This is a genomic window from Thermosipho sp. 1244, assembly GCF_018588215.1.
Taxonomy (GTDB): domain Bacteria; phylum Thermotogota; class Thermotogae; order Thermotogales; family Fervidobacteriaceae; genus Thermosipho; species Thermosipho affectus.
In genome coordinates this window covers 31,816-45,203 of the sequence record NZ_LNGA01000032.1, presented here as the reverse complement: position 1 = coordinate 45,203, position 13,388 = coordinate 31,816, and the positions used below count along the sequence as shown (strand labels likewise).

13 protein-coding genes are annotated in these 13,388 nt (G+C 32.6%); 5 read left to right on the top strand and 8 right to left on the bottom strand.

Annotated features, from left to right (window positions below; genetic code table 11):
- Positions 1 to 1,209, top strand: coding sequence for an aminopeptidase (locus AS157_RS08220; protein ID WP_231450270.1), 1,209 nt, complete (start codon positions 1 to 3; stop codon positions 1,207 to 1,209).
- Here the strand turns inward: AS157_RS08220 and AS157_RS08215 are convergent.
- Genes AS157_RS08215 through AS157_RS08180 form a run of 8 tightly spaced genes read right to left on the bottom strand, consistent with a single transcriptional unit; the run spans position 1,190 to position 7,783 of the window.
- A complete protein-coding gene (locus AS157_RS08215; RefSeq protein ID WP_077288815.1) occupies positions 1,190 to 2,203 on the bottom strand; it encodes an ABC transporter permease in 1,014 nt (337 codons plus the stop codon). The genes AS157_RS08220 and AS157_RS08215 overlap by 20 nt on opposite strands.
- A gap of 1 nt (position 2,204) precedes the next feature.
- Positions 2,205 to 3,056, bottom strand: a complete 852-nt coding sequence (locus AS157_RS08210; protein ID WP_077288816.1) for an ABC transporter ATP-binding protein — start codon at positions 3,054 to 3,056, stop codon at positions 2,205 to 2,207.
- Positions 3,057 to 3,064: 8 nt separating this feature from the next.
- On the bottom strand, positions 3,065 to 4,039 hold the full coding sequence (locus AS157_RS08205; RefSeq protein ID WP_077288817.1) for an ABC transporter permease: 975 nt from the start codon (positions 4,037 to 4,039) through the stop codon (positions 3,065 to 3,067).
- Positions 4,032 to 4,571, bottom strand: a complete 540-nt coding sequence (locus tag AS157_RS08200; protein ID WP_077288818.1) for a macro domain-containing protein — start codon at positions 4,569 to 4,571, stop codon at positions 4,032 to 4,034. The genes AS157_RS08205 and AS157_RS08200 overlap by 8 nt, the downstream gene beginning before the upstream one ends.
- On the bottom strand, positions 4,555 to 5,787 hold the full coding sequence (locus AS157_RS08195; protein WP_077288819.1) for a replication-associated recombination protein A: 1,233 nt from the start codon (positions 5,785 to 5,787) through the stop codon (positions 4,555 to 4,557). The genes AS157_RS08200 and AS157_RS08195 overlap by 17 nt, the downstream gene beginning before the upstream one ends.
- Positions 5,756 to 6,688 (bottom strand): SDR family NAD(P)-dependent oxidoreductase, encoded by a 933-nt coding sequence (locus AS157_RS08190; protein ID WP_077288820.1) that lies wholly within the window; start codon positions 6,686 to 6,688, stop codon positions 5,756 to 5,758. Before AS157_RS08190 ends, AS157_RS08195 begins: the two co-directional genes overlap by 32 nt.
- On the bottom strand, positions 6,688 to 7,191 hold the full coding sequence (locus AS157_RS08185; RefSeq protein ID WP_077288821.1) for a metal-dependent transcriptional regulator: 504 nt from the start codon (positions 7,189 to 7,191) through the stop codon (positions 6,688 to 6,690). Before AS157_RS08185 ends, AS157_RS08190 begins: the two co-directional genes overlap by 1 nt.
- The gene (locus AS157_RS08180; protein ID WP_077288822.1) at positions 7,181 to 7,783 is read right to left on the bottom strand and encodes a uracil-DNA glycosylase; all 603 of its coding nucleotides are present in this window, start codon (positions 7,781 to 7,783) and stop codon (positions 7,181 to 7,183) included. Before AS157_RS08180 ends, AS157_RS08185 begins: the two co-directional genes overlap by 11 nt.
- A gap of 178 nt (positions 7,784 to 7,961) precedes the next feature.
- Here AS157_RS08180 and ppdK point away from each other — a divergent pair, with 178 nt between their 5' ends.
- From ppdK to AS157_RS08160, 4 genes are read left to right on the top strand one after another with little or no spacing between them, the layout of a single operon-like run.
- Entirely contained in the window at positions 7,962 to 10,607 is a 2,646-nt protein-coding gene (ppdK, locus tag AS157_RS08175; RefSeq protein ID WP_077288823.1) for a pyruvate, phosphate dikinase, read from the top strand.
- A gap of 56 nt (positions 10,608 to 10,663) precedes the next feature.
- Positions 10,664 to 11,074: a hypothetical protein gene (locus AS157_RS08170; protein WP_077288824.1), complete on the top strand. Its 411-nt coding sequence runs from the start codon at positions 10,664 to 10,666 to the stop codon at positions 11,072 to 11,074.
- A complete protein-coding gene (glmU, locus tag AS157_RS08165) occupies positions 11,071 to 12,423 on the top strand; it encodes a bifunctional UDP-N-acetylglucosamine diphosphorylase/glucosamine-1-phosphate N-acetyltransferase GlmU (RefSeq protein WP_077288825.1) in 1,353 nt (450 codons plus the stop codon). Before AS157_RS08170 ends, glmU begins: the two co-directional genes overlap by 4 nt.
- Positions 12,404 to 13,354: a ribose-phosphate pyrophosphokinase gene (locus AS157_RS08160; RefSeq protein WP_075665390.1), complete on the top strand. Its 951-nt coding sequence runs from the start codon at positions 12,404 to 12,406 to the stop codon at positions 13,352 to 13,354. Before glmU ends, AS157_RS08160 begins: the two co-directional genes overlap by 20 nt.
- The last annotated feature ends 34 nt before the right edge of the window (positions 13,355 to 13,388 follow it).

The following is a 13,388-nucleotide window of genomic DNA, read 5'->3' as shown; positions in this document are numbered from 1 at the left end:
ATGATGTTAAACAAATATGCAAAAGTTGCACTTCAAATTGGACTTAACCTTCAAAAAGGACAAATTTTATTTATAAAAGCACCGCTTGATGCAAGAGAATTTGTAGAAGAAATAGTAAATGAAGCTTTTAATCTAGGTGCATATGATGTATACGTAAGATGGAATGATGAAGTAGTCACAAAATATCGTTTAAAAAATGCACCTATTGATGCGTTAAAAGAATATCCAAATTGGGAAATAATGGCATCTCAATATTTACTCGATAAAAAGGGAGCGGTGTTAAGTATAACTGGTGCAGATCCAGATGCACTAAAAGACGTTCCACCTGAAAGAATAGGTATTTATACAAAAACGGTAAACATCGCAAATAAAGAAATCATGAAAAGAATGATGGCTAATGAAATTTCTTGGTGTGTTGTTGCATACCCTTCAAAAAAATGGGCAAAAAAGGTATTAGGTGAAGAAAACACGGAAAAACTTCTTGAATACATTTTAAAAGCCAGTAGAATAGAAGGAAATCCCATTGAAAACTGGAAAAAACACATAGAAAAATTAACACACATTACAAAATATCTAAATGAAAAACAATTTGACTATTTAATATACGAAGGGCCTGGTACAAATCTACAAGTTGGTCTTCCCAAAGAGCACATTTGGATATCAGGAAGTCAAAAAAACAAACAAGGTATCGTTTTTGTTCCAAATATTCCAACAGAAGAGGTATTTACAGCACCACATAAAGATAAAATAAACGGTGTGGTTTCAAATAGTTTTCCACTAGTATATGGTGGAAACATTATAGACAAATTTACACTTACCTTTAAAGACGGAAAAATAATAAATTACGATGCAAAAATAGGCAAAGATATACTAGAAACCATTTTAAACACAGATGAAGGTGCAAGAAAATTAGGTGAAGTTGCACTTGTATCCGTTGAATCCCCCATTTATCAGATGAAAAAAATCTTCTACAACACGCTATTTGATGAAAATGCAGCTTCACACTTTGCATTTGGTAGAGCATACCCAAGTTGTGTAAAAAACGGGGAAAAATTATCAGAAAAACAATTAAAAGAAGTGGGGCTTAATAGTAGTCTTACACATGTTGACTTCATGGTGGGCAATGAAAAAATGAACGTTTGGGGAGTTAAAGGTACAGAAAAAATCAAAATAATGGAAAATGGCTTATTTACAATACCAAACTTATAACCACAGACAAAACAAACCATACCAATGGAACAAATATGTGATTGTCGTATATAGAATATCCATACGACGCACGTATCCCATCTACCAAATAGGTAGATGGGATTATTTTTGAAATGGTTGAAATGAATTTTACGTTATTTACATTAAAATAAAAACCGCCTGCGAACATAAATACCTGAAAAAATATGTTACCTAATACAATTGTTGTTTCTGGATTTTTGAACATCTTTGAAAGCATATAACCAAAGGAAAGAAAAACCATACTTCCAAACAAAACGTAAAACCATACGTTGTAACTAAAAATATCCACTCCATATACAAAATAATCAAAAATGGAGAATATAACACAAGATAATAAAATTTGCAAAAAGGCTACCATAGTAAAAGTAAGGTAAAACCTGTTATAAGGTGTAACAGATAACCTCTTTAAGACACCTTTTCGCTCATAGAAAGAAATATTAGTTAAATATCCAAAAAAAACAACAGACATAATGTTCATAACTAAAATAGCCCCATATAGAAATTCTTGGTATCTTATATTTTTGTTTTTCTCTATTATTTTAATTGGAATATCTCTTCCCATTAAATAATTAACCTTTGAAAATGCACTTATAAAAACATCTTTGGCAATCTTTGAATCTAATTTTCCAGGAATATAGTAAACATCTACTTTAAGTGGCTCAAAAAGCTTTGTTTTCGATAAAAAAAGTGCCTTTTGAAATTTTTGCTCAAAATTTTCTTCCAAAACTACAACTACATCCAGGTTCTTTTCAATAAATTGCTCTATTTTTTCTATTCTTACAATATCAAAATAGTCCTTAAAACTATCTAATACACTCGAGTTACCAATAACACCTATTTTAAAACGTATCCTTTTTTCTAAATCTCCAAAAATAGAAGTCAAAAGTAAAGTAAGCAAAATGGGAAATAATACAAACCAAAAAGTCGCCTCTTTACTTCTTAAAAACTCTATTTTCAAAAGCGCTTTAAACATATTAATCCCTCAATTCCTTTCCAGTAAGCTTTAAGAATACATCTTCAAGTGTTGGATGTCGTACAATGAATTTTTCTACGCCATCGTTTAAAAGCTTATTTATCACTTCACTCATATTTTTAGTCTCAATTATAGTTTTCCCTTCCACTACTTTTCCAAAGTTGTATTCTCCATCTACTTCAACAATTGTACTTAACCCTGAATGTTTGATCAATTCATCTGGACTACCTTCAGCTATAATTAATCCGTTATCTATAATACACACTTTATTAGATAATGTTTGCGCTTCTTCCATATAATGTGTCGTTAAAAAGATAGTTTTACCATCCCTCTTAAATTCTCTTATAATATCCCAAATATGTCTTCGAGATTGTGGATCTAACCCCGTAGTTGGTTCGTCTAAAAACAAAATTTCAGGATCGTTAATAAAAGATAATCCAAAGCTAAGCCTTTGAAATTGTCCACCAGAAAGTGTCTTAACCCTTTCATTTGTCTTCTCAACAAGTCCAATCATCTCTAGCACTTTTTTAGGATCGTATCCTTTTTTGTAAAAACTCCTAAAAAGTTTTAGCGTCTCATACACGGTAAGCTCTCTAAAAAGTTCCGTTTTTTGAAGAAGTACCCCTATTCTTTCCTTTATTTTCTTATCAATATCATCTACTTTTTGACCAAAAAAATATATTTCACCTGAAGTCTTCTTTCTAAGTCCCACTAATATTTCCAAAGTTGTAGTCTTTCCAGCACCATTTGGACCTAAAAACGAAAATATAATTCCACTTTCTATGGAAAAACTTATTCCTTTAAGTGCTTCAAAATCTCCATATTTCTTTTTTAAATTAACCACTTTTACCATTATTTCACCTACTCTTCTGGTGCAAAAAGAATTTTTCCACCAAAATACAATAAAACAACCCCAAAAATTATTAAAGATACATTTTGTAGTAAAAATTTTCCAAAAGAATCCTGCTTAAATATAGAATACTTAAAATTATCAAATATATACCTTATGGGTAAAAAATAAGTAATGTTTTTTAAAAATTTTGGAAGAAAATCTATGGGAAAGTATATTCCAGAAAAAAATATAAAAATGGTATACAAAAATTGCGCAACAGAATTTGCAAATTTTTCAAACGAAATACTCAAAAGTATTCCAACTCCCAGCATCCCCAAGACGGCTGAAATAAATGAAAACGCAAAAAATAGATAATCAACCTTTAAGTTTATATTGAAAAGAAAAATTCCAACAAGTCTTACAACAACAAAAGAAATTAGACTTACTATAAATTGAGAAAGAGAAAACGAAAGTACAAACAAAAATGCATTTAGAGGTAATATTCTAAATCTCCTTATTATTCCAATTTCTTTATATCTTTCAAATAAATTTATGGCTGAAAACATACCAATTGAAACCAATGACAAAACAAAAGAACCCAAGTAAATACTTTCTTTTTCATTTAAAACTTTGTAATCTAAAATTCTTTCGTTTATTCTCACAATTTCTCTGAAATCAATAGTATTTACTTTACGTTTCAAGTCATCAATCCATAAATCAACGGTATAATCGTTATAATTTTTATAAACCACAATTTTTTTGCTTTCTACAAATGCAGATACTGCGTAATTATATCTATTCTTCATCAAAGCATCCTTATTACTATAGTATTTTCCAGGTATATCCAAAGGCTTATCACTAAAGTACGCAAATGAAACTTCTTTTTCATTTGAAAAAACTTGAGCAAACATTATAAAAAACACAACTGGTAAAAGAATCCCAAAGAAAAAAGATATCTTATTTCTAAAAGATTCCAAAAATAACGCTTTTATGAGATTAATCATTTGAAAATACCTCAACAAAAATTTCGTAGTCTTCTTTATCAATGTTTACAATTCTTATTTCGTCAAGACAAGTGTTATTCTTCGTAAACTTTTCTATACTTTCTTTAAAAATTTCCGCACATCTTTTCACTGGAAAACCATATATACCACTACTAATTGCTGGAAATGCTATGGTTTTTACTCCAAGTTCACACGCTTTTTTTAAAGCACTTAAAATCGCACTCTTCAATTTTTCTTCTTCCTTATTTCTTCCACCATGCCAAATTGGCCCTACTGCGTGGATTATATATTTTGCATCTAAATTTCCCGCAAAGGTTACAGCTACATTACCTGTATTTACAGGCCCATATTTTTGGATATATTCATCGCTTTCTTTTTGTATTGAATAACCTCCTTTTTTCAAAATTGCACCCGCAACTCCTCCACCATGCTTCAACCAAGTATTTGCTGCATTAACAATTACATCAACTTTTTCCTTTGTAATATCTCCATTTATCAATTTTACCAAAACATTATTAACCTTCACTTCCATATCTTTTCACCCCTTTCCACAGCTTGTCAACTATCTCTTTAAACCGCTTTTCTTTTCCAATAGACTTTGGCGTGTAAAAAATACTATCTGAAATTTTATCTGGAAGGTAAGATCTCTTAATAAATCCCCCATAATAATGCGGGTTTTTATAACCACTTTTTTCCACGTTGAGTAAATTAAATGGAACTTTTAAATCAGGTGTTTTTTTAGCTAGTTCCATAGCTTTTGAAATAGCAACAGTTGATGAATTACTTTTTGGCGCTAAGGAAAGATAAATCACACATTCTGAAAGGTTTAAAACACACTCTGGAAGTCCCACTAATTCCACGGCTTGCGCTGTAGCGGTAGCAATTAAAATGGCTATAGGATCTGCAAGACCTATATCCTCACTTGCAAGTATAACTAATCTTCTTGCTATGAACCGAGGATCTTCACCACCTTCAAGCATACGAGCCATGTAATATAAAGCAGCATCTGGATCACTACCTCTTATACTCTTAATAAATGCAGATGCAAGGTTATAATGTTCTTTTTTTGTATAAAACTTTTTTCCATCTCCACTATAAATTTTTATTATTTCCTCATCAACAACGTCTTTTTCTAAAGAAAGTGCTATTTCACTTAATACATCGTATAAATTTATGGCAAAGCGTGCATCGCCTGCTGAATTTTTTACTATAAATTCCATTACTTCCTCTTCTACACTAACCTTTTTTTTATTTATGGCACGTTCAATTACCTTCTTTAAATCAGATTCGCTCAACCTTTTAAAAGCAATTACCTTTACTCTGGATAAAAGGGCAGGATTAATCATTTTAAATGGATTTTCAGTAGTTGCCCCAATAAAGATGTAACTTCCCTTTTCTATACCAGGTAAAAAGATATCCTGTTGTTTCTTATTAAACCTATGTATTTCATCTACAAAAAGCAGTATTTTTTTGACATCTTTTACCTTTTCTGCGTAATCCAAAATCTTCTTTATATCCAACGTTGAAGTTATCGCTGCATTAAAATGATAGATTTCGTAATCAGTATGTTTTTTTATAACATCTAATGTAGAAGTTTTACCACACCCTGGTGGACCATAAAAAATAGAGGAAAATAAATTGTTCCTTTCAATGGCAATCTTTAATATACCAGCTTTTCCAAACAAATGGTTTTGCCCAATTATATCCCCTAAACTTTTAGGCCTTAAAATTTCGTTTAAACCATTCAACTGTAAGTTTCAACCCCTTTTCAATATCAACTGTAGGTTTCCATCTTAATTCTTCAAGTGCCTTTGTATAACACAATACACTTTTTCTAATGTCCCCCTTTCTTGGCGGACCGTAAATGGGATCTTTTTCATACTTTATAATCTTTTTTAAGTATCCAAAAAGTTGATTAACACTTGTTTCAACGGAAGTTCCTATGTTTATTTCAAGACCGTCACCTGCTTTTACTGCACGTAAATTAGCATTTGCCACATCTTCTACATACACATAATCTCTAATATATTCTCCATCACCATTTATAGTTACATTTTCACCCTTTAACATACGAGACACAAATATTGCTACTACTCCTGCTTCTCCAAATGGATTTTGTCTTGGACCATATACATTTGCATAGCGTAAAACTGTATAGTTTAATCCAAATTCATGCTTTGCAAATCTTAAATAATTTTCAACGGAAAACTTTGCAATACCATATGGTGAAATAGGCTTGGGACAAATAGCTTCAGGTGTGGGGTAAATATCAACATCATCACCATATATTGCCCCACCCGTTGAAGAAAAAATAAATTTTTTCACATCTAAATCTATGGAAAGCTTTATGAGATTTAAACTACCTACTATGTTTACATTTGCATCTTCCACTGGATTTTTCACAGAAACAGAAACACTTGCTTGGGCTGCAAGATGGAAAACATAGTCAAATTTATATTCATTAAAAATTTCACGCATTTTATTTTCATCCCTTATATCTGCTACTATTAACATTGCATTTTTGTTTACATTTTCTCTTTTTCCCTTTGATAAATTGTCCACAACGACAACATCATAACCATTGTCTACAAGTTTATCAACTACGTGAGATCCAATAAATCCAGCTCCGCCTGTAACTAAAACTCTCATTAATCATCCTCCTTTAACCTTAATTTAAGTTTTAGTGCTTCTTTTGGGACATTTTTCACACCCAATTTTTTCCTTTGTTCTTTTAAAAACTTTATAAGTATTTCTGCCTTTGTTTCATCAAAATCAATCATTATAGCATAAAAACGTCTTAATTGTTTTCTTGTTTCATTATCTAAACCGTATATCATAAGTTCGGCAACTTGCTGTGCCCTAGATTCTGAAAAACCTATAACGTACATAAAAAAATACTTCACTCTAAGTTCTCCATTGTAAATAGTGATCGCAATTCTTCTTCCTTTATTGGTTAATCTTATAAATCCATATCTTTCGTGTTCTACATAACCTAAATTAACCAACTTTTTCACAGCAGTAGTAACACTAGGGTAACTAACATTTTTTATCTTTGCAACTTCTGAAATTCTTGTAACCCCTTTTTCTTTTGACAACTTGTATATAGTTACAAGGTAGTTTTCAAGAGCAGGAGTTAACTTTTTAATCGCCATTTTCTCTCTCCTTTAAAAATTGGTCATAATACTTTCTAACTCTTTTAATATCCTGCCACGTAAGGTCTTTAGGTGAACCTTTTGCCTTTGAAGGATTTCTCAACAAATAACTTGGATGAAACATAGGAAATACTATTACTCCACCCTTCCATATAAACTCATTTCCCCTAACTTTAGTAATTGCAACATTTTTTCCCAAAAATAATTCCAAAGCAGGTTTTCCCAATGTGACAATCATCTTTGGATTTATTATTTCTAATTGAGCAAATAAAAAGTGAGAACACACCCTTGCCTCTTCCTTTGTGGGCGTTCTGTTATTCGGGGGTCTGCATTTAACAATATTAGTTATATACACATCTTCTCTTTTAATATTAACGGATTCCAAAATCTTGGTTAATAACTGACCTGCCCTTCCAACAAACGGTTTACCTTGAATATCCTCTTCTTCACCTGGCCCTTCTCCAACAAAAACAATGGGACTATTTAAATTTCCTTCACCAGGTACTACATTGGTTCGATTTTCATGCAACGAACATGACTTGCATTTCTTTATCCTTTCAATTATAACTTTCATTAACTCTTCTTTATTCATACTTTACCCCCAAATTATTAATTTTATCTAACTTTGTTAGTATTATACCACACATCAAAAAATTTTAAAATTTTCAATTGTTACAAAATAGAAAAATACAATCATAAAATATTAACCGTATTAACCTATACGATATGATAAAATAAAGTTAGACTTAGATTTTCAAGGAGGTGTAATAATGTCAAAGAAATGGGTTTATTTCTTTGCCAATGGCCAAGCAGAAGGCCGTGCAGATATGAAAGAGATTCTTGGAGGAAAGGGCGCAAATCTCGCCGAAATGACTAACATTGGTATTCCTGTACCACCAGGATTTACTATTTCAACCGAAGTTTGTAAATATTACTATGACCATGGAAAAACATACCCAGAAGATTTAAAAACACAAGTAGATGAAGCATTAAAAAGATTAGAAGAAGTTACAGGGAAAAAACTAGGTGACCCAGAGAAACCTTTGCTTGTCTCAGTTAGGTCAGGAGCCGCTGTTTCCATGCCAGGTATGATGGACACAATTTTAAATCTTGGACTCAACGATGAAACCGTAAAAGGGCTTGCAAGACTTACAAATAATGAAAGATTTGCATACGATGCATACAGAAGATTTTTGCAAATGTTTGGTGATACAGCACTTGGAATTTCACATGCAGAATTTGAAAAAGCGTTAGAAGCAAGAAAAAAAGCTAAAGGTGTTAAATTGGATGTTGAACTTGATGCAGAAGACCTTAAAGCATTAGTTGAAGATTACAAAAAAATCTACGAAAAATTTGGAAAAGAATTCCCACAAGATACATACAAACAACTTTGGGCTGCAATTGACGCAGTTTTTGGTTCTTGGATGAACGAAAGGGCAATAAAATACAGACAAATTAATAACATAAAAGAAGGAGAATTACTCGGTACTGCTGTTAATATTGTTACAATGGTCTTTGGTAACATGGGAGAAGATTGCGGTACAGGTGTTTGTTTTACAAGAGATCCAAACACAGGAGAGAAGAAACCATATGGTGAATTCTTACAAAATGCACAAGGTGAAGATGTTGTTGCAGGTATAAGAACTCCCGTTCCACTAGATGAGCTCAAGAAAATCAACGAAAATGTATACAACGAACTTCTCAGCATCATGAAAAATCTTGAAAAACATTATAAAGACATGCAAGATATAGAATTTACAATTGAAAAAGGTAAACTTTACATTCTTCAAACGAGAAATGGAAAAAGAACAAGTCAAGCTGCTATTAAAATAGCCGTAGATCTTGTCCATGAAGGACTTATCGATAAAGAAACGGCAGTTATACGTGTCAAACCTGAAGATGTGGAAAGGGTTCTCCACGCAAAGTTCGATGAAAATGAAATTAAAAACGCAAAATTAATTGCCAAAGGGCTTCCCGCATCTCCAGGTGCAGCAACCGGTAAGGTTTACTTTGACGCTGCAAAAGTTGAAGAAATGGCAAAAAAAGGAGAACCAGTTATCCTTGTAAGACCTGAAACAAGTCCTGAAGATGTTGGTGGAATGAACGCAGCAGAAGGTATACTTACTGCTAGAGGCGGTATGACCTCGCACGCAGCAGTAGTGGCAAGAGGAATGGGAAAACCAGCAGTAGTTGGCGCAGAAGATATCTTCGTAGATGAAGAAAACTTGGAATTTAAGGTTAACGATGTCATCGTAAAAGAAGGAGATTGGATCTCAATAGATGGTACAACGGGCAGTGTTTATCTTGGAAAAGTTAAAACAGTAAAACCACAAGGCCTTGAAGGACCCGTCGCTGAACTTCTAACCTGGGCCGATGAAATTAGAAGACTCGGTGTAAGAACCAACGCGGATGTACCAAGAGATGCAAAAGTTGCAAGAGATTTTGGTGCAGAAGGTATAGGACTTTGTAGAACAGAGCATATGTTCTTTGAAAAAGATAGAATTCCCAAAGTAAGAAGAATGATCGTTGCCAAAACAAAAGAACAGAGAGAAGCCGCACTTGCGGAATTATTACCTCTTCAAAAAGAAGACTTCAAAGGATTGTTTAGAACAATGAAAGGATTACCTGTAACCATAAGGCTTATAGATCCTCCTCTACATGAATTTTTACCACACGATGAAGAACAGATGAAAGAAGTAGCTGAACAAATAGGTATTACTGTTGAAGAACTAAAAACGGTAGTTGAACAACTTCACGAATTGAATCCAATGCTTGGACATAGAGGTTGTAGGCTTACAATCACCTATCCAGAAATTGCAGTAATGCAAACTAAAGCTATAATCGGCGCTGCAATTGAACTAAAGAAAGAAGAAAATATCGATGTAATTCCAGAAATAATGATACCTCTTGTAGGACATATCAACGAGTTAAAATACGTAAAGAAAATAGTAGTTGAAACAGCCGACTCACTTATAAAAGAATCCGGTGTAGAATTAATGTACAAAGTAGGTACAATGATTGAAATCCCAAGAGCTGCCGTGACAGCTGATCAAATAGCACAGGAAGCGGAATTTTTCAGTTTTGGAACAAACGACTTAACACAAATGACATTTGGTTTCAGCCGTGACGATGTTGGAAAATTCATGCCAGAATACCTTGAAAAAGGTATACTCGAACATGATCCATTCAAGAGTCTTGATTGGGATGGCGTAGGTCAATTGGTTAAAATGGGAACTGAAAAAGGCAAAAGCACAAGAAAAGACCTTAAAGTTGGAGTCTGTGGCGAACACGGTGGTGATCCAAGATCCATTCTATTCTTTGATGCTGCAGGCCTTGATTATGTAAGTTGTTCTCCATACAGGGTACCAGTTGCAAGAATAGCAGCAGCTCAAGCAACAATTAAAAACAGAAAATAATATTCATTATACACTAATGGGCCCATATGGGCCCATTAGTATTTGGAGGTGTTAGTGTGTCATTTCTATTATTTTCAATCGCATCTTCAATTATTCTATACTTTTTTACAAAATCTTATCTTTATTTTTCCCTAATTTTTCTGGGAATTTATTATTTCAAAAAAGACAATTTAAAATTACAAAGTCTATTAAGCTTAACGCTTATTTTAATGATAGCGTTGGCTTTTTTTTCAACTATTCGTGGTTATGAACCAAAAGGTCTAATTTTTCTACTTATTGCAACATTTTCTTCAATATTGTATGATATACTTAAAAAGCCTATTTGGAGTATACCTTTTTTCTCGCTTTTGGGTATATCAATTTCAATGATTGGTTCTATAAAATACGGAAATCTAGGGTATTTTTTCGGACTTTTGATAATCCCAATATTTCTGAGAGAGTTTAGAAAAAGGGGTGAAAAAAGTTGAGAACCCTTATTTTAGCAGCAGGTATGGGAAAAAGAATGAATTCAAAATATCCAAAAGTTATACATGAAATTTTTGGAAAACCCATGATTTTGTGGGTAATTGGAACTGCAAAAAGATTTGGAGAGGTTGCAGTTGTTTTAGGTCACAAATATGAAATGGTAGAAGATAAACTACCAAATGATGTGAGAATTTACATCCAAAAAAAGCAACTGGGGACAGCACATGCGGTAATGTCCGCAATTGAATTTGTATCTAAAGATGATAATTTGTTGATATTATACGGAGATGTACCATTTATATCATATGAAACTTTAAAAAGACTTGAAAAAGTACATTTGGAAAGTAACAGTGATGTTACTATACTAACGGCAATATTGGAAAATCCTAGTGGATATGGTAGGATTGTAAGAGATGATAAAATAAAGATAATAGAAGACAAAGACGCAGACGATGAAATCAAAAAGATCAAAGAAATAAATACGGGAATTTATATTATAAAAGGTAGATATTTAATAGAAAATATAAATAAAATCAATAACAATAACGCACAAGGTGAGTATTATCTCACAGATATTTTGAGATTTACGGAAAAAATTTCAACTGTTATAACCGAAAATATAGATGAAATAACAGGTATTAATGATAGAATACAGCTTGCAAGGTTAGAAAAAAGAATAAGAAAAAAAATCAATGAAAAATTAATGAAAGAAGGAGTAAGGATAATTGACCCTGATGTGGTTTATATAGATCCTCAAGTAAAGATTGGAAAAGACACCGTTATTTATCCTTTTACATTTATAGAAGGGGATACGACAATAGGTGAAGATTGTATCATAGGTCCTATGACAAGAATTAAAAATTCCAAAATAGGAAATAATGTAATTATAAATAGATCCGAAGTTGAAAAAGCAGAAGTAAAAGATAACGTATCTGTCGGTCCATATGCGAGATTGAGGGAAGGAACAATATTAGACACAAACGTTAAGATAGGAAATTTTGTTGAAACAAAAAAAACAGTTATAGGGCAAAATAGCAAAGCACAACATTTAACTTACTTAGGTGATGCAACCATTGGTAAAAATGTCAACATTGGTGCTGGAACTATAACATGTAATTACGATGGAAAAAAGAAACATCCCACGTTTATTGAAGATAATGTATTTATCGGAAGCAACAGTTCACTAGTTGCACCTGTGAAAATCGGAAAAAATTCCATTACTGCCGCAGGTTCGACAATTACAAACAATGTCCCAGAAAACAGCCTTGCTATCGCAAGGGAAAGACAGATTAATAAAGAAAATTGGGTTTTAAAAAAAGGGGGAAATAAAAATGCAAATAACAAAAAATGAAATGAAAATTTTTACGGGAAATGCAAATAGAGAACTTGCGATAAAGGTTTCAGAGTATATAGGCACAAGACTTGCAGATTGTGAAGTCGGTAAATTTGCAGATGGAGAAATAAATGTAAAAATTGGTGAAACTGTTAGAGGACATGATACATTTATTATTCAACCCACATGTCCTCCGGTAAATGAAAATTTAATGGAACTTTTAATAATGATAGATGCACTTAAAAGGGCGTCAGCAAATAGTATAGCTGTTGTTATACCATACTACGGCTATGCAAGACAAGATAGAAAAGCTAAAGGCCGTGATCCAATAACCGCAAAACTAGTGGCAAATTTACTTACAGTTGCAGGGGCAACTAGGGTAATGACTGTTGATTTACATTCAGAACAAATTCAAGGCTTTTTCGATATACCACTTGATAATTTGTGGAGTTTTCCCATATTTGCAAAAAAATTAAAAAGCGATAAAATATTAGAAGATGACTACGTCATAGTATCACCAGATGTTGGTGGTGTAAAAAGGGCAAGACAATTTGCAGAAAGATTGGGTGGCCCACTTGCAATCTTAGACAAAAGAAGACCAAAGGATAATGTTGCAGAAATTTTAAATATAATAGGTGATGTAAAAGATAAAACTGCAGTTATTGTGGATGATATTGCCGATACGGCAAGGTCTTTAGTAAATGCCGCAAAGATAATAAAAGAAAATGGTGCAAAAAAAGTCATTGCATGTATTACTCATCCCGTTCTTTCAGACGGTGCAATCGAAAGGATTCAAAAATCTGTAATAGAGAAGATATATGTTTCAGACTCGATTAGTCACGAAAATTTACCGGATAAATTTTCAGTCGTTTCACTTGCACCACTACTCGGTGAAGCGATCATGCGAGTAAGAAAGAACTTATCGGTGAGCATACTTTTTAGACAATAATAAAACCCATAAAAATAAAAAGAGGAGGTTTTAG